This is a genomic window from Ancylobacter moscoviensis (genome assembly GCF_007559435.1).
Lineage (GTDB): Bacteria > Pseudomonadota > Alphaproteobacteria > Rhizobiales > Xanthobacteraceae > Ancylobacter > Ancylobacter moscoviensis.
This window is the reverse complement of the sequence record NZ_VMBP01000001.1, coordinates 1,237,357-1,253,603: the sequence shown is the minus strand read 5'-3', so window position 1 is coordinate 1,253,603 and position 16,247 is coordinate 1,237,357. Positions and strand designations below refer to the sequence as shown.

Below are 16,247 nucleotides of genomic sequence, written 5' to 3'. Positions count from 1 at the left end.
GACGGCCGCCCGCTGTCCGGGCCGATTCAGGAACCGGCGACGATGAGGTGGATGCCGGCGGCATCGATGGCGCGTGTCATCGGCTCCGAAGGCGGCACATCCGTCACCAGCGTGTCGATGCGCGCCAGCGGCGCCACCTCGAAGACCGCCCGCCGGTCGAATTTGGTGTGATCGGCAAGGACGGTCACCTGGTCCGCCCGCTCGATCATCGCCTTGGCGACCTCGGCTTCCTGGAGGTCGAAATCCATGATGCAGGCCGTGTCGATCGCGCCGATGGTCAGCACGACATGCCGCGCGCGGAACTTGCCGATCTGCTCCAGCGCCAGCGGGCCTAGGCTTTCACCCGCGTCGACACCGTAGGCACCGCCGATGAGGAAGACCTTGTGGCTGTGGCCCGTCGCCATGGTCGCGGCGATGCGCGGGGCATTGGTGATCACCACCAGCGACTGACGGGCGGCCAGCGCCTCGGCGAAGGCGACGGTGGTGCTGCCGGTATCGATGAAGAGCGAATCCTCCGGCTGGAACAGGGCGCTCGCCGCGGCGGCAATGCGCTGCTTGCCGGCGGCGTTCTGCGCCATGCGCTGGGCGAACGGCCACTCCTTGTCCATCTGGGCGCCGGGAAGGGTGATGGCGCGGGCACCGCCATGGAAGCGCCGGAGGAGGCCGCCGGCGTCGAGCCGGGCCAGATCGCGCCGCACCGTCTCGCGTGACACGTCGAGTTGCTCGGCCAGCGCCTCGACCGTCATCTCTCCCGTACGGGCAAGCAGCGCCACGATTTCCGCGTGGCGGGCGCTCGACGGACGGCCGGCGTGCGCCTGCGGGGTGGAAGCGCGCGAAGGGAACGACACGGATTTTTCTTCTCGCTGTGACCGGCCACGTCGCATCGGCTGCTCCGCGACCGCCCGGAAGGGTTTCATAGGGAATTCGGTAAGTCGTCCCGCGAACTCGGTCAATGCGGCGCCACCATGCCCGCCTCGCCCGGAGATCACACCCCAGCAAGCCACAATATGACCAAACGGTCAATCTATCGCGGCGAACACTGCCCGCTTGTCGGCTATTACGACCGAACACGGCACAAAACGGTCATAAACTCCGAAATTCGGTCTTCCCATCTCCACGGAAACCGGTACAGTGCTTGCAGATGCGAAAAAAGCGAGCAAGCACAACAATGGTGCAAGCCGCAGCACGAGGGGATTGCAGATGACCGATTTCCGAAAGCTGACCGCCTGACCGGCCGGCTGCGGCAAGTCCGCGGCCCTTCTTCGACCGGCTTCGTTCCGGGCGGGCGCGAGCAGCGTCCGTTCGAGACGACGCCTGCTTCCTGCGCCGTACTTCTGTACCTCCCGCGGGATCCCGACCGGCAAGCAACGGAGCGACAGCGTGAACGCGGACGACGTGAGCGTCGATGAAGGACAGCGCAGGGAAGGAGGCGCATGGCGGCTGATCGCCGGCTATGTGCGCCTGATCGACCGGATTTCGGATTACGTCGGCTATCTCGCCGCCTCGCTCATCTTCCTGATGGGCGGCGTGCTGATCTTCGACGCCATCACCCGCAACCTGATCAAGATGCCGGTGCACTGGGCGGTCGAGCTCACCCAGTTCACCCTTGCCGCCTACTATTTCATGGGCGGGCCGTTCACGCTGCGCAACGGCGAGCACGTGCGCATGGACCTGTGGTACGCGACCCTCTCGGAGCGCGGAAAGGCGAAGATCGACCTCGTCACCGTCTGGTGCCTGATCTTCTACCTCGCGGTCATGCTGATCGGCTCGATCTCGAGCCTTCAATACGCCATCGCCACCAATGAGCGGCGCTTCTCGATCTGGAATCCCTCGGTGATCCCGATCAAGGCGCTGCTGACGGTATGCCTCGTTCTGATGCTGCTGCAGGCCTTCTCGCTCGTCTTCAAGCACATCGCCACCCTGCGTGGGGAGAAGCTCTGATGACCTACGAGATGATCGCGCTGCTGATGTTCGCGTCGATGGTTCTGGCGCTCATCAGCGGACAGCTCGTTTTCGCCGGCATCGGCTTCGTCGCCTCCGCCGCCGCGCTGCTGCTCTACGGGCCCGGCGCGATCGACCTGCCGTTCAACCAGGTCTTCAAGCTGTTCAACTGGTACGCCATGCTGACGCTGCCCATGTTCATCTACATGGGCTACATCCTGGCCGAGTCCGGGATAGCGGAGGACCTCTACAGAGCCCTGCACGTCTGGTTCGGCAGGTTCACCGGCGGCCTCGCCATCGGCACCATCTTCCTGATGGTCATCATCTCCGCGATGAACGGCCTGTCGGTCGCCGGCATGGCGATCGGCGCCACCATCGCGCTGCCGGAGATGATCCGCCGCGGCTACGACAAGGTGCTGATCTCGGGCGTGGTACAGGGCGGCTCGTCGCTCGGCATCCTCATCCCGCCCTCGGTCGTGCTGGTGCTCTACGGCATGATCGCCCGCCAGCCGGTCTCCAAGCTGTGGTTCGCCGGCGTCGGTCCCGGCCTGCTCATGGCCGCGCTGTTCATCATCTACATCTATGTCAGGGTGAAGCTGAACTCGAAGCTGGCGCCCCAGCTCACCGACGAGGAGCTGAACATGCCGCTTCGCGAGAAGCTGGCGCTGGCGCGGGCGGGCGTCATTCCCTTCGCCATCTTCTTCTTCATGACCGGGCTGTTCGTGTTCGGCGTCACCAGCCTCGTCGAAAGCTCGGCGGTCGGCGCCACGGCGGCGACGCTGGCGGCCATCTACAAGGGACACTTCAACTGGCGGGTGATCCGCGACACCTCGCTGAAGACGCTGAACGTGTCCTGCATGTTCATGTGGCTGATCCTCGCCGCCCTCGCCTTCGGCACGGTGTTCGACGGCCTCGGCGCGGTGAAGGCGATCGAGTTCCTGTTCGTCAAGCAGTGGGACCTCAATCCCTGGACCATCATCATCATGATGCAGCTCAGCTTCATCGTGATGGGCATGTTCCTCGACGACACGGCGATGCTGGTCATCGTCGCCCCACTCTACATCCCGCTGGTGAAGGCGCTCGACCTCGGCTTCGACAACCAGCTCATCTGGTACGGCATCCTCTACACGATCACCTGCCAGATCGCCTACATAACCCCGCCCTTCGGCTACAACCTGTTCCTCATGCGCTCGCTGGCGCCGAAGGAGATCTCGCTGATCGACATCTACCGGTCGATCTGGCCCTTCGCCGCGATCATGCTGCTCACCATCATCATCCTGATGGTCTTCCCGCAGATCGCGCTCTGGCTGCCCGAGCACATGAAGGTCAAGGGCTGAGCCTCCCCGTTGCCGACGACTTCCCAAGAAGACGACTTCCCAAGAACCAGAGGAGCAACGCATGACCGACGACAGCAAGAAGGCCGGCGTGAAGAAGCCGGATCCCGCCGCCGACCAGATCCTCGCCAGCCGCCGCAACTTCCTCGGCAAGGCGGCGCTCGGCACCGGCGCCGCGCTGGCCAGCACGACGCTCGCCGCTCCCGCCGTCATCGCCCAGACCGGGCCGATCAAGTGGCGCCTGCAGACCTATTCCGGCGCGCCGCTCGGCGCCCACGTGATCAAGCCGCAGATCGACGCCTTCAACGCGGCGGCGAATGGCGAGATGGTGATCGAGCTCTATTACGCCGACCAGCTCGTGCCGACCTCGGACCTGTTCCGCGCGCTGCAGTCCGGCACGCTCGACGCGGTGCAGTCGGACGAGGCGACCATGGCCTCGCCGGTCGATATCGCCGTGTTCGGCGGCTACTTCCCTTTCGCCACCCGCTACAGCCTCGATGTGCCGGCGCTGTTCCGCTACTACGGGCTGAAGGAGATCTGGGAAGAGGCCTATGCCGAGGTGCCCAACGTCACCTGGCTGTCCACCGGCGCCTGGGATCCCCTGCACATCTTCACCGTCAACAAGCCGATCAAGAGCCTCGCCGACATGAACGGCCTGCGCGTCTTCGGCGTGCCGACGGCCGGCAAGTTCCTGTCGAAATACGGCCTCGTGCCGGTGACGATCCCGTGGGACAACGTCGAAGTGGCCCTGCAGACCGGCGAACTCGACGGCGTGGCCTGGTGCGGCTTCACCGAGGCCTATGAGGTCGGCTGGGCGGATGTGTGCAACTACGCGCTCGCCAACTCCGTCACCGGCGCCTGGTTCGGCAGCTATTTCGCCAATTCCGAGAGCTGGAAGAAGGTGCCGCCGCACCTGAAGGAGCTGTTCCTCATCACCATCGACCAGTCGCACTACTATCGCGACGTCTGGTACTGGGGCGGCGAGGCCAAGCTGCGCGTGGAGGGCCAGAAGATGGAGCTCACCTCGCTGCCGCCGGCCGAATGGGCCCAGGTCGTCAACGACTCGAAGGGCTTCTGGGACGAGGTCGCCTCCTCCAGCCCGCGCGCGGGCAAGGTCGTCGCCGCGTTCAAGAAGTACGCCGAGACAATGGAGAAGGCCGGCTACCCCTATCGCTGAGCCGCAACCGACGATGGCGGTCTCGCCTCCGGGCGGGACCGCCGACGGCCCGGCAGCGTGCCGGGCACGCATGATGTGACGCGACCGGCTGCCGGTCGCGTGGTGCCGACAGGAAGGGAGCGCCATGCTCCGCACACACGCCCCATCCCTCGACGAGACCTTCGACATCGCCGTCATCGGCGCCGGAGTGGTCGGCTGCGCGGTCGCGCGCCGCTTCGCGCTGGCGGGCGCGAAGGTGATCGTGATCGAGAAGGGCAGCGATATCCTCTCGGGCGCCTCCAAGGCGAACAGCGCCATCCTGCACACCGGCTTCGACGCGCCGCAGGGCAGCCTGGAGCTTGAGCTCATCAAGGCCGGGCGCGCGGAATATCTCGCCATCCGCGACAGCCTGAGCCTGCCGCTGGTGACGACCGGCGCGCTGGTCTGCGCGTGGAACGAGGCGGAGGCCCGCAAGCTCGACGCGATACTGGCGCAGGGCCGGGAGAACGGCATCGCGGAGCTGCGCGCGCTCTCCGGCGCGCAGGCGCGCGCCACCATGCCGGGCCTGTCGGAGCGGCTGGTGGCGGCCATCGAGGTGGCCGGCGAGCATGTCATCGACCCCTGGTCGGCACCGCTCGCCTATCTCACCCAGGCCGTGGCGCTGGGCGCCAGGCTGCTGCGCGAGGCGGAAATCCTCGCCGGCACCTTCGACGGCGAGTGGACGCTGGCGACCACGGCCGGCGAGGTGCGCGCGCACGCCGTCGTCAACGCCGCCGGCTTGTATGGCGATGTCGTCGACCAGCGCCTCGGCTTCGCGCCGGAGTTCGAGATCCGGCCGCGCAAGGGCCAGTTCGTCGTGCTCGACAAGGCTGCCTTCGCTCACGTCCCGCGCATCGTCCTGCCGGTGCCGACCGAGATCACCAAGGGCGTCGTCGTCTGCCCGACCGCCTTCGGCAATGTGCTGGTGGGCCCCACCGCGGAGGAGCAGCAGGACCGCACCCGCACCACGGTGGAGACCTCGGAGCTGGAGGCCCTGCTGAAGCGCGGCGCGGAGATCGTGCCGGCGCTGGCGGGCATGCCGGTGACCGCCGTCTATGCGGGGCTGCGGCCGGCGACGGAGAGCAAGGCCTATCGCGTCTTCTCGCGGCCGGCGCGGCGCGCCATCACGCTCGGCGGCATCCGCTCGACGGGCCTTTCCGCCGCGCTCGGGCTGGCGCAGCACGCCGAGCGGCTGCATGCCGGCTTCGGCCACGCATTCACCGCGCCCGGCCCCGCACCGGAGGTCACGCTGCCCAATCTCGCCGAGACGCGGGAGCGCGACTGGCAGCGGCCGGAGCATGGCGAGATCGTCTGCCATTGCGAGCTGGTGACCAAGCGCGAGATCGAGGCCGCCTTCGAGAGCGCCGTGCCGCCGGGCGATTTCGGCGGGCTGCGGCGGCGCACCCGCGCCGGCATGGGCCGTTGCCAGGGCTTCTACTGCAATGCGCGCCTCGCCGAGATGACCCGGGGCCGCCTGTCGACGCCGCTCGCCGCCGATGACGGGGACGAGGCATGAGCGACGCGATGGCGGATGTCATCATCGTCGGCGGCGGCCCGTCGGGCGTCGCCGCCGCCATCGAGCTGCGCGCGCGCGGCGTCGGGCATGTGGTCCTGCTGGACCGCGAGCCGGAGCTGGGCGGCGCGACGCGCCATTGCGCCCACTCGCCCTTCGGCATGCGCGAGTTCGGCCGCGTCTATCTCGGCGCCGCCTATGGCCGCCGCCTCGAAGCGGAGGCCGCGCGCGCGGGGGTCGACGTGCGCACCCGCCATTCGGTGGTGCGGTTCGAAGACGGGCGGCACGAAGACGGGCGGCTCGACGTCACCTCCCCGCGCGGGATCGAGACGCTTTCGGCGCGCCGGATCCTGATCGCGACCGGCGCCCGCGAAACGCCGCGTTCGGCGCGGCTGATCTCGGGCGACCGCCCGATCGGCATCGTCACCACCGGCACGCTGCAATCCTACGTCGCCTTTCATGGGCTGATGCCCTTCCGTCGGCCGGTGATCGTCGGTTCGGAGCTGGTGAGCCTCTCCGCCATCCTCACCTGCCTGACCCATGGCGCGCGGCCCGTCGCGATGGTGGAGCCCGGCCCGCACCCGCTCGCCGGCCAGCCGTTCTCCTGGTTCCCGGCGCTGGCGGGCATTCCCTTCCATCGCGGCGCCGAGCTGGTGGACATTCGCGGCACCTCGCGGGTGGAGAATGTCACGCTGCGGCTGCGGGACGGCACGGTTCAGGACATCGCCTGCGACGGCGTGCTGCTCACCGGCCGCTTCATGCCGGAATCGGCACTGTTCCGCCAGTCCGACATCGGCGTCGACGCGGGCAGTACCGGACCTGCCATCGATCAGGACGGACGCAGCCTCGACCCGAGGATTTTCGCCAGCGGCAACCTGCTGCGCGCCGTCGAGACCGGGGGATGGGCGTTCCGCGAGGGCCGCGCGGTGGGCCGGGCCATCGCGGAGGACCTCGCGCGCGACGCGGATGCCGGCGCGCCGATACCCGTGACCTTCGATGCGCCCGTGAAGCTCGTGGTGCCCAGCCTGCTGCGCCGCGACGCCAACGCAACGCCGGCTTTCCGCGACTTCCAGCTCCGCATGCTGCGGCGCGCGCGCGGGCGCCTCTCGCTCGAACTCGACGGGCGGGAGGTCTGGGCGGCCGAGCGCACATGGATGCCGGAACGGCGCATTCTCGTTCCGCTCCCGCCGGCTGCCGTCGAGGCCGGCACGGTCCATTTCCGCTTCCGGGAAACCGCATGATGCGCGTCGCGGCCATCGATCAGGGAACGACCTCGACCCGCTGCCTCGTCGTCGAGAGCGGGGGTGAGGCGCAGCTCGTCGCCAGCCTCCGCCACGCGCAGCATTTTCCCGCGCCGGGCCGCGTCGAGCACGATCCCGAGGAACTGCTCGCCAACATCCGCACGGTGCTGGCGGCTGCCGGGCCGGTCGACGCCATCGCTATCGCCAATCAGGGCGAAAGCTGCCTCGCCTGGGATGCGGAAACCGGCGTGCCCCTCTCCCCGGTCATCGTCTGGCAGGATGCCCGTACTGCTACCATGCTGGTGGCGCTCGGATCGGAGGCGCAGGCCCGCTCGCAGGCCATCAGCGGCCTGCCGCTCGATCCCTATTTTTCCGCCAGCAAACTCGCATGGCTGCTGCAAAACGTCCCCGCCGTGGCGGCGGCGCGGGCGGCCGGACGGCTGCGGCTCGGCACCACCGACGCCTTCTTCCTCGACCGGCTGTGCAACACCTTTGCCACCGACATCGCGACAGCGTCCCGCACCGGATTACTCGACTTCGCAACGCTGACATGGAGCGGAGAACTCTGTGCTCTCCACGGCGTACCCATGGAGGCGCTGCCGCCGATCCGTCCCGTCAATGCCGGCTTCGGCGCCATAGACGGCGTGCCGGTGAAGGTCTCCATCGTCGACCAGCAGGCGGCGCTCTACGGCCATGGCTGCCGAGCGCCGGGCGACACCAAGATCACTTTCGGCACCGGCGCCTTCCTCCTCGCCGTCACCGGCACTGGCCGCCCCCTTGGCTCCGGCTTGCTGCCGACGGTCGCCTGGCGCCGGCGGGATGCAGAGACGGTATTTGCCCTCGAAGGCGGCGTCTACGATGCCGGTGCGGCACTCGAATGGCTGCGGCAGATCGGGCTTTACGCGGAAACGCACGAGCTCGACGGTTTCGAGGGGCCTTCCGCGCTGAGCCGCGGGCTTGTCTTCGTGCCGGCACTGTCCGGGCTGGCCGCTCCCTACTGGGACCGCTCGGCGGCGCCGCTGTTTATCGGCATGCAGGCGGCGACCGACCGTCGCGACATGATACGCGCCGCTCTGGAAGGCATTGCCATGCTGACGGTGGGACTGATCGAGGCGGCAGCGACAGAAGTCGGAACGATCGCGACCATCTCCATCGACGGTGGCCTGTCGCAGAGCGCCTATTTCGTCAGCTTCCTCGCAGCGGCAAGCGGGCGCTCCGTGCTCGTACCCGGACTGCACGAGATGACGTCGCTCGGTCTCGCCGAGCTGTGCGGAGCGGACGTCACCCGTGCGCGCGGGGAAGTTCGGTGCTTCGAGCCGGATCGCTCCGTCTCACCGGACGACCATGCGCGCTTCGCAGCCGCCGTCGGCAAGAGCCGCGGCTGGCGCCTCTGAGAGCCACGTCAGCCGGCCTTCAGCGCCGCCAGCACAGCTTCCGGCGTGATCGGCAGATGGCGCAGGCGCACCCCGACCGCCTCGAAGATCGCGTTGCCGATGGCCGGCGCCACCACGGTGGTACCCGGCTCGCCCAGCCCCACCGGCACCTCGGCGCTCTCGACGAACTCGACCACGACTTCCGGCGTGTCGATCATGCGCAGCGGCGTATAGCTGTCGAGGTTGCGGTCGCGTACCAGACCGTTCTCGAACTCGGTGCCCTCGAACAGCGCCATGGAGAGCCCCCAGAGCGCCGCACCCTCGCACTGCGCATGAGCGCCATCGGGATCGACTACCGTCCCGCAGTCGACCACGAGCCAGATCTTCTGCACGTCGACGAAGCCGGTCTGCCGGTTCACGTGCACCTGCGCCGCGCCGCCGACCCAGGTTGGCATGGTACGCGCCTGCCCATAGGTCGTCGCTATGCCGATGGCGGTGTCGGCGGGCAGCGTGGCCTTGCCGTAACCAGACAGCTCCGCCACGCGCGAGAGCACATGCGCCTGGCGCGAGGCGCCGCCGACCGAATCCGGCGCCGTGCCGGCGTTGCGTCCCTCGGCCTTCAGATGGTCGAGGCGGAACCGGACCGGATCCTGCCCGACCTTCACCGCGGCCTCGTGCATGAAGCTTTCGACCGCCCAGTTGATCCAGCCCGGCGACACCGAGCGCAGCCAGCCGGGGCGGAAGGTGCTCTCCGCCAGATCGTTGGAGATGGCGCGCGCCCGCTGCGCGCCGACCGAATACCAATGGTCGGCACCGTCGCTGGCGAAGGGATCGTAGGGCTCGCCGTTCACGCCTTTGGGCATGAAGGCCGGTAGCATGACCTTGGTCGGCCAGCCCGATGCGACCGCCGTATCCATGGCGATGACGTTCTTGCCGGTATCGAAGGCCATGCGTAGCCGCTGCACGGAGGGCGAGCGGGGGCTGTCGAATTTCGCATCGTCCGGCCGCGTGGCGACGACCTTCACCGGAATCCCGCCCAATGCCTTCGAGGCGAGCGCCGCCGGCACGGCGTAGTCGCCGTTGAGACGCCGCCCGAAGCCGCCGCCGAGCATATAGCTGCACATCACGACGCCGTTCTCATCGACGCCAAGCGCCTTCTGGAGCCAGGGGAGGGCTAGGGATTGCCACTGGTTGCCAGTGTGTAGCTCCCACACCCCCTCGGCATTGCGGAAAGCGAGCGCGTTCACGGGTTCGAGCTGGAAGTGCAACACGGTAGCAGTCGTGTACTCCGCCTCCAGCGTATCGGCCGCCCTGGCGAAGACGGGATCGACGTCGGTGTCGCCCGTATCGAGCAGCGCGCCCTTGCTCGCATCGGCGATCAGCTCCCGGCTGCGCGCCTGGATGTCGGCCTCGCCGACCCTGGCGGCATCGCTCGCCTTCCACTCGACCTTGACGAGACGCGCCGCCTTGTGGGCGGCCCAGTAGCTGTCGGCGATGACCATCGCCCAGCCGGGCACCGTGCCGGAGGGATCGTCGAGCTTGAGCGTCTGCCGATAGCCCTTCACCGCCTTGGCCGCGCTGTCGTCGATGCGGATGATTTCCGAGCCGTAGCGGGTCGGCGGCAGGAGCGGCGCGCCGTGCACCATGCCCTCGACCCTGGCGTCGATGCCGAAGATCGCCTGCCCGGTCGTCTTGCCGGCGATATCGAGCGCCGTCACGTCCTTACCGACCAGCGTCAGCTCGGAATGGGGCTTCAGGGGCAGCGCCTTCAGCTCCGCCTCGGTGAAGCTGCGGGTGATGCCCTGCGCCACCAGCTCGCCGAAGCTCGCGGAACGCCCCGCGCCGGTGACGACGCCGTCCGCGACGGTGAGGCTCGCGGCGTCCACGCCCCACAGCTCCGCCGCCTTCTGCGCCAGCGCGACGCGACCCGCCGCGCCCGCCTGACGATAGACCGGCCAGCTCTGCCAGACCGACCAGCTGCCGCCGGTGACCATGAGGCCCCATTTGGCGGCGGAATCGACGTGCTCGATGCTCACATCGTCCCATTTCGCGCCGAGCTCGTCGGCGAGGATGCGGGCGATGGCGGTGCCGACATGCTGGCCCATCTCGGCGCGGATGATGTTGACGTTCACCTTGCCGCGCTGGTCGATCCAGTACCAGATCGCCGGCTCGTAGCGCGCGCCCACCGCCTCGACGGGCACCCCGTCCGGCACGGCCGGGTCCATCGCCGCGAAGCCGGCGCGCGGGAAGCCGAAGACGGCGCCGGCGGCGCACATGGTGACGAGGAAGCCGCGACGGCTCAGGCCCTCGCCGCTGCGGGCGCCGCGGAAGCGCGTGCGGAAGGCGGATTCGTCAGCCATTGGTCGCCTCCCCCCGCAGCGTGGCGGCGGCCTCGCGCACGGCGGCGCGGATGCGGTTATAGGTCATGCAGCGGCAGAGATTGCCGGTCATCACCGCGTCGATGTCGTCGTCGGTGGGATTGGGAATGTCCTTCAGGAAGGCGGCGGCCTGCATGATCTGGCCGGACTGGCAGTAGCCGCATTGCGGCACGCGCAGATGCCGCCATGCCTGCTGGACCGGATGCTCGCCCTTCGGGTCCAGCCCCTCGATGGTGGTGATCTCCACCCCGGCGACATCGCTCACCGGGGTGATGCAGGAGCGGGTCGCCCGGCCGCCGACATGGACGGTGCAGGCTCCGCAAAGGCCGATGCCGCAGCCATACTTCGTGCCGGTCAGCGCGATCTCGTCGCGGATGACCCAGAGCAGCGGCGTGTCGGGCTCGACATCGACGCTGACGGCGCGGCCGTTGATCGTGAACTCGATCATGCTGATTTCCTCATCAGTGCCCCGCACCCTCGGCCCGGATTCGCGCGACCTGGGCCGGAAGGTCCGGCCAGGGCGCGAGATTGGCGCGCTTCTCGCGCAGATAGGCGGCGATGGCGGCGATATCGGTATCGGAAAGCGCGTGGCGGAAGGCCGGCATCACCACGCCGCCGGTGCCGTCCTTCGCGTCCACACCGTCGAGAATGACGTGGATCAGGTTCGTCGGATCGGCGAGCCGGGTGGAGGAGTTGATCGCCAGCTCCGGCCGTCCCTCGACGATCTGCGAGGCGTTGTAGTGGCAGGCCGCGCAGGCCGTCGCGTAAAGCCGCTCGCCGAGATCCTTGCGGTAGGTCGGATCGGGGCGCCCGGCCTTCAGGCTGGCCACGACGGCGGGATTTTCCGCCGGACCGGTATCGGGCGCGCCGACCTTGTCGCCGAGATAGAGGCCGATAGCCGCGAGGTCGCTGGCCGGCAGCTCGCGCAGGCCGGCATGCACGACCGGACCCATCGGGCCGGCGGCGATGCCGTGATAGATGCCCGCCCCCGTTTCCAGATAGCGGGCGAATTCGGACGCCGTCCACGGCACGGCGGACGGGTTGGCCGCCGTCAGCGCCGGGGCGATCCAGCGGTCGATGGCCGCGCCGGCGAAGGGCTGGCCCTTCTCTTCCGCGCCAAGCACGTTGCGCGGCGTGTGGCAGGCGCCGCAATGGGTCACGCCCTCGACCAGATAGGCGCCGCGGTTCCACTCGTCGGACTTCGAAGGATCGGGCTGGTAGCGCCCGAAGTTCACGAAGAGCAGCTTCCAGCCGGCCTGCAGGATCCGCTGGTTCAGCGGGAAGGGCAGCGCGTTCTCCTTCGTGCGCTCGCTCACCGGCGCGACCTTCGCCATCAGATAGGCATAGATCGCGTCGACGTCCTCATCGCTCATCTTGGTGAAATGATCGAAGGGGAAGGCCGGGAAGAGATGCGCACCCTCGCGGTTCACGCCCTGCTGCATGGCGCGGCGGAAGGCGGCCGGCGACCATCCGCCGATGCCCGTTTCCGGGTCCGGCGTGATGTTGGAGGCGTAGATGGTGCCAAAGGCGGTCTCGATGGCGTAGTTGCCGGCATAAGGCTGGCCGCCCTGCGCCGTGTGGCAGGTCGCGCAGTAGCCGGCCGCCGCGAGAATCCGCCCCTTCTCGACCGTGGCCGCGTCAAATGTCGGCCGCTCGGCCGCGCTTACGTTAGGTAATGACGGGTAGTAAGCGTAGTATCCAAAGCCCGCCAGAACGACGGCGCCCACGACGATGATAGCGGCAAGCACGGATTTGAGTGTCACGGCACGAATCCCTGCGCCTCGGAACTCCAGATTGGAATTCTTTTATACTATCGCACGCGAGATATTCCATGCGCGTCGCGCAGGCACGGCATGCGCATGGAACGGAGCCGGGCGGACGGCGCGCCGCTCCGTTTCCTTCGGTGCCATCCTGCCTTTGGCCCCGGCGCTGGATTTCAGGGACCCGCCGCCGCGCCGCGGGCGGCTTTCTTCCCCCTTCCTCCCGCCGGGTGCATGGCGGGGCGGGGGTGAACGCCGGGCGTGCGATATGACAAAGGCGGCGGCCCGGCACGGCGCGCGCCACCTCGCTACCGCCGCTACGTATTCTGTCATCACAGCTTCGAATTCGATCAAGCAGCACGTCGCGCGGGGAATAGGCTCTCGGTGCGGTGCCGACATGAGCGGCATGATCGCCAACACGAGGGAACAGCAATGATTTCGCGTAGTCTCGTTGCCTGCCTCACGCTCTCCGCGACGCTCCTGTCGTCGGCGGCCTTCGCCAAGGACCCGGCCTCCTGCGCCAAGCCGCGCTTCTCGGACGTCGGCTGGACGGACATCACCGCCACGACGGCGATGGCCAGCCAGCTCCTCACCAGCCTGGGCTACAAGCCGGACGTCGCCATCCTCTCGGTCGCCATCACCTTCAAGGCGCTCGAGAACGGCGACCGCGACATCTTCCTCGGCAACTGGATGCCGTTGCAGGAACCGACGCAGGTGCCGCTGGTCAAGGCCGGCAAGGTCGAGGTCGTCGCCACCAACCTCAAGGATGCCCGCATCGGCTTCGCCACCTCCAAGGCCGCCTACGATGCCGGCCTGAAGACCTATGCCGACATCGCCAAGTTCAAGGACCAGCTCGGCGGCAAGCTCTACGGCATCGAAGCCGGCAGCAGCGCCAACAGCACCATCTCCAAGATGATCGCCGACAACACCTTCGGCCTCGGCGGCTTCACGCTCGTCGAGTCGAGCGAGCAGGCCATGCTGGCGCAGGTCTCGCAGAAGATCCGCCAGAACGAGCCGGTGGTCTTCTTCGGCTGGCAGCCGCACCCGATGAACGTCAACGTGCCAATGGCCTATCTGAAGGACGGCAACGACGTGTTCGGGCCCAATGACGGCGGCGCCAGCGTCGTCACGCTGGTGCGGCCGGGCTACACCAAGGAATGCCCGAATGTCGGCCGGCTGCTCACCAACCTGACCTTCGACGTGGCCACCGAGGACCGCCTGATGAGCGACATCCTCGACAAGGGCATGCAGCCCGAGGCGGCGGCGAAGGCGTGGATGAAGGAGAACCCGGCGGCGGTCGAGAAATGGCTGGACGGCGTGACCACCTTCGACGGCAAGCCGGGCCTCGCCGCCGCGAAGAGCGGGCTGGGGCTGTAGCGCGGACTGCGGGCCTGGAAGTTCGTCATGGCCGGGCCTGGCCCGGCCATCCACGTCTTCGGTATGGCCCGGCACCCGGCACGTCGTGAATCCCCGGGACAGGCCCGGGGATGACGGAAGGACGGGAAGCGCCGATCTCAACGGCCATCAGAGCCGGACTCTCACCTCCGCCCGCGGCGCGCCGCCGAGGGCGGCATGCCGAACTGGCGCCGATAGGCCCGCGACAGCGAGGCGATGGCGGAGAAGCCCGTTCGCTCGGCGATGTCGGCGATGGGCAGATTGGTGTCCAGCACCAGACGCCGCGCCGCGTTGAGCCGCAGCGCGACGTAATAGGCGCCGGGCGACACGTCGACCGTGCGCAGGAACAGCGTCTCCAGCCCGCGCGTCGACACGCCCACCCGGCGCGCGATCGCGGCGATCGTCAGCGGCTGGTCGATATGCGTCTCCATGATGCGGATCGCCTCGGCGACGCGCGGCTCATGCTGGCGGATGCGCCCGAGCGAGACGATGGGCTGCACGTCCGAGCCGGTGCGGACCTCCTCGTAGATATAGAGGCTGGCGACGTCGAGCGCGGCGGAATAGCCGTTGCGCGAGCGGATCAGCGACAGCATGCAGTCGAGCGCCGGCGTCGCCCCGCCGGTGGTGAACACCGGCTCGTCGACCACGAAGCGGTCCGGCTGCACGTCCGCATGCGGGAAGCGGGCGGCGAAATCCTCCAGATCCTCCCAGTGCGTGGTGGCGCGGCGCCCGTCGAGCAGCCCGGCGAAGCCCATGAGCCAGGACCCGGACTCGATGCCGCCGACGACCGCCGAGCGCTTGGCGCCGGCCCGCAGTGCCTTGAGGATGCCGGGCGTCGCGTGGCGCAGCGCGTCGAAGGCGGCGATGACGATCAGCGCGTCCTGCGGTGCGGCGGCGTCGAAGGCGCCGTCGACCGGAATGGGCAGGCCGCAGCTCGCCACCGGCATCTGCCCGTCGATGGAAGTGAGCTTCCAGCGATAGGCGGCGCGCCCGAGCACCCGGTTGGCACCGCGCAGCGGATCGAGCGTCGCCGCCAGCGACAGCAGCGACAGGCCGGAGAACAGCAGCAGGGTGACGTCCAGCGGCTCGTCCGAATGGGCGAAGATCATCGCGCACCGATCGCTTCGTAGAATGCGAAATGGGTTACGCAAATAGTTGCGTCACGACCGCGCGTTCACGTCAAGCTCCTGCCGTCCAGCTAGGAGGCCTCCATGCCCTTGTCGATGAATCGCGATGTCTTCATCACCTGCGCCGTGACCGGCGCCGGCGACACGACGGGACGCTCGCCGCACGTGCCGGTGACGCCGAAGCAGATCGCCGAGAGCGCCATCGACGCGGCGAAGGCGGGGGCCGCGGTGGTGCATTGCCATGTGCGCGATCCCGAGACCGGCGCCGCCTCGCGCCGGCTCGATCTCTACCGCGAGGTGACCGACCGCATCCGCGCCGCCGAGATCGACGTGGTGCTGAACCTCACCGCCGGGATGGGCGGCGACCTCGTCTTCGGCAGCGTCGAGGCGCCCTTCCCGGTCAACGCGGCCGGCACCGACATGGCCGGCGCCACCGAACGCGTCGCCCATGTCGCCGCCTGCCTGCCGGAGATCTGCACGCTCGACTGCGGCACGATGAACTTCAGCCTCGGCGACTATGTCATGACCAACACCCCCTCCATGCTGCGCGAGATGGCGCGGCAAATGACGGCGCTGGGGGTGCGGCCGGAGATCGAGGCGTTCGACACCGGGCACCTCTGGTTCGCCAGGCAGCTGGCCGAGGAAGGGCTGATCGAGGATCCGGTGCTGATCCAGCTCTGCATGGGCATTCCGTGGGGCGCGCCGGACGACCTGAATACGTATCTGGCGATGGTGAACAACGTGCCGGCGGGCTGGACCTTCTCCGCCTTCTCCATCGGCCGCAACGCGCTGGCCTATCCCGCGGCGGCGGTGCTGGCCGGCGGCAATGTGCGCGTCGGGCTGGAGGACAACCTCTATGCCGGCAAGGGCCAGCTCGCGACCAACGCGCAGCTTGTCGAGAAGGCGGCGACCGTGGTGACGAATATGGGCGCGCGCATCATCGGCCCGGCCGAGGTCCGCGAGAAGCTGAAGCTGGTGAAGCGCTGAGGA

General features: G+C 68.5%; 13 protein-coding genes. 8 read left to right on the top strand and 5 right to left on the bottom strand.

Annotated features, from left to right (window positions below; genetic code table 11):
* Positions 1 to 26 precede the first annotated feature (26 nt).
* A complete protein-coding gene (locus tag FO470_RS05805; protein WP_272482966.1) occupies positions 27 to 848 on the bottom strand; it encodes a DeoR/GlpR family DNA-binding transcription regulator in 822 nt (273 codons plus the stop codon).
* Between the two features lie 532 nt (positions 849 to 1,380).
* On the opposite strand from FO470_RS05805, the gene FO470_RS05800 reads away from it, so the two are divergent.
* From FO470_RS05800 to FO470_RS05775, 6 genes are all read left to right on the top strand, one after another.
* The gene (locus FO470_RS05800; protein ID WP_244616462.1) at positions 1,381 to 1,941 is read left to right on the top strand and encodes a TRAP transporter small permease subunit; all 561 of its coding nucleotides are present in this window, start codon (positions 1,381 to 1,383) and stop codon (positions 1,939 to 1,941) included.
* Positions 1,941 to 3,278 carry a TRAP transporter large permease gene (locus FO470_RS05795; RefSeq protein WP_144341917.1) on the top strand — a complete coding sequence of 446 codons (1,338 nt, stop codon included), beginning with the start codon at positions 1,941 to 1,943 and terminating at the stop codon, positions 3,276 to 3,278. The genes FO470_RS05800 and FO470_RS05795 overlap by 1 nt, the downstream gene beginning before the upstream one ends.
* A 61-nt stretch (positions 3,279 to 3,339) precedes the next feature.
* Entirely contained in the window at positions 3,340 to 4,452 is a 1,113-nt protein-coding gene (locus FO470_RS05790) for a type 2 periplasmic-binding domain-containing protein (RefSeq protein WP_144341916.1), read from the top strand.
* A 124-nt stretch (positions 4,453 to 4,576) separates the two neighbouring features.
* Positions 4,577 to 5,986 carry an NAD(P)/FAD-dependent oxidoreductase gene (locus FO470_RS05785; RefSeq protein WP_144341915.1) on the top strand — a complete coding sequence of 470 codons (1,410 nt, stop codon included), beginning with the start codon at positions 4,577 to 4,579 and terminating at the stop codon, positions 5,984 to 5,986.
* Positions 5,983 to 7,224 (top strand): NAD(P)/FAD-dependent oxidoreductase, encoded by a 1,242-nt coding sequence (locus FO470_RS05780; protein WP_144341914.1) that lies wholly within the window; start codon positions 5,983 to 5,985, stop codon positions 7,222 to 7,224. The genes FO470_RS05785 and FO470_RS05780 overlap by 4 nt, the downstream gene beginning before the upstream one ends.
* On the top strand, positions 7,224 to 8,618 hold the full coding sequence (locus FO470_RS05775; protein WP_144342082.1) for an FGGY family carbohydrate kinase: 1,395 nt from the start codon (positions 7,224 to 7,226) through the stop codon (positions 8,616 to 8,618). The genes FO470_RS05780 and FO470_RS05775 overlap by 1 nt, the downstream gene beginning before the upstream one ends.
* 8 nt (positions 8,619 to 8,626) lie before the next feature.
* Here the strand turns inward: FO470_RS05775 and FO470_RS05770 are convergent, their stop codons facing one another.
* From FO470_RS05770 to FO470_RS05760, 3 genes are read right to left on the bottom strand one after another with little or no spacing between them, the layout of a single operon-like run.
* On the bottom strand, positions 8,627 to 10,957 hold the full coding sequence (locus tag FO470_RS05770; RefSeq protein WP_144341913.1) for a xanthine dehydrogenase family protein molybdopterin-binding subunit: 2,331 nt from the start codon (positions 10,955 to 10,957) through the stop codon (positions 8,627 to 8,629).
* On the bottom strand, positions 10,950 to 11,423 hold the full coding sequence (locus FO470_RS05765) for a (2Fe-2S)-binding protein (protein WP_144341912.1): 474 nt from the start codon (positions 11,421 to 11,423) through the stop codon (positions 10,950 to 10,952). The genes FO470_RS05770 and FO470_RS05765 overlap by 8 nt, the downstream gene beginning before the upstream one ends.
* Before the next feature lie 13 nt (positions 11,424 to 11,436).
* Positions 11,437 to 12,738 carry a cytochrome c gene (locus tag FO470_RS05760; RefSeq protein WP_210244899.1) on the bottom strand — a complete coding sequence of 434 codons (1,302 nt, stop codon included), beginning with the start codon at positions 12,736 to 12,738 and terminating at the stop codon, positions 11,437 to 11,439.
* Between the two features lie 429 nt (positions 12,739 to 13,167).
* Between FO470_RS05760 and choX the strand changes: the two genes are divergently transcribed.
* The gene (gene choX / locus FO470_RS05755; protein WP_144341910.1) at positions 13,168 to 14,112 is read left to right on the top strand and encodes a choline ABC transporter substrate-binding protein; all 945 of its coding nucleotides are present in this window, start codon (positions 13,168 to 13,170) and stop codon (positions 14,110 to 14,112) included.
* A 161-nt stretch (positions 14,113 to 14,273) separates the two neighbouring features.
* Here the strand turns inward: choX and FO470_RS05750 are convergent, their stop codons facing one another.
* Complete coding sequence (locus tag FO470_RS05750) at positions 14,274 to 15,239, bottom strand: GlxA family transcriptional regulator (protein ID WP_144341909.1); 966 nt, start codon at positions 15,237 to 15,239, stop codon at positions 14,274 to 14,276.
* A 102-nt stretch (positions 15,240 to 15,341) separates the two neighbouring features.
* Here FO470_RS05750 and bcoG point away from each other — a divergent pair, with 102 nt between their 5' ends.
* Positions 15,342 to 16,244 (top strand): 3-dehydrocarnitine:acetyl-CoA trimethylamine transferase BcoG, encoded by a 903-nt coding sequence (gene bcoG / locus FO470_RS05745; protein ID WP_144341908.1) that lies wholly within the window; start codon positions 15,342 to 15,344, stop codon positions 16,242 to 16,244.
* The last annotated feature ends 3 nt before the right edge of the window (positions 16,245 to 16,247 follow it).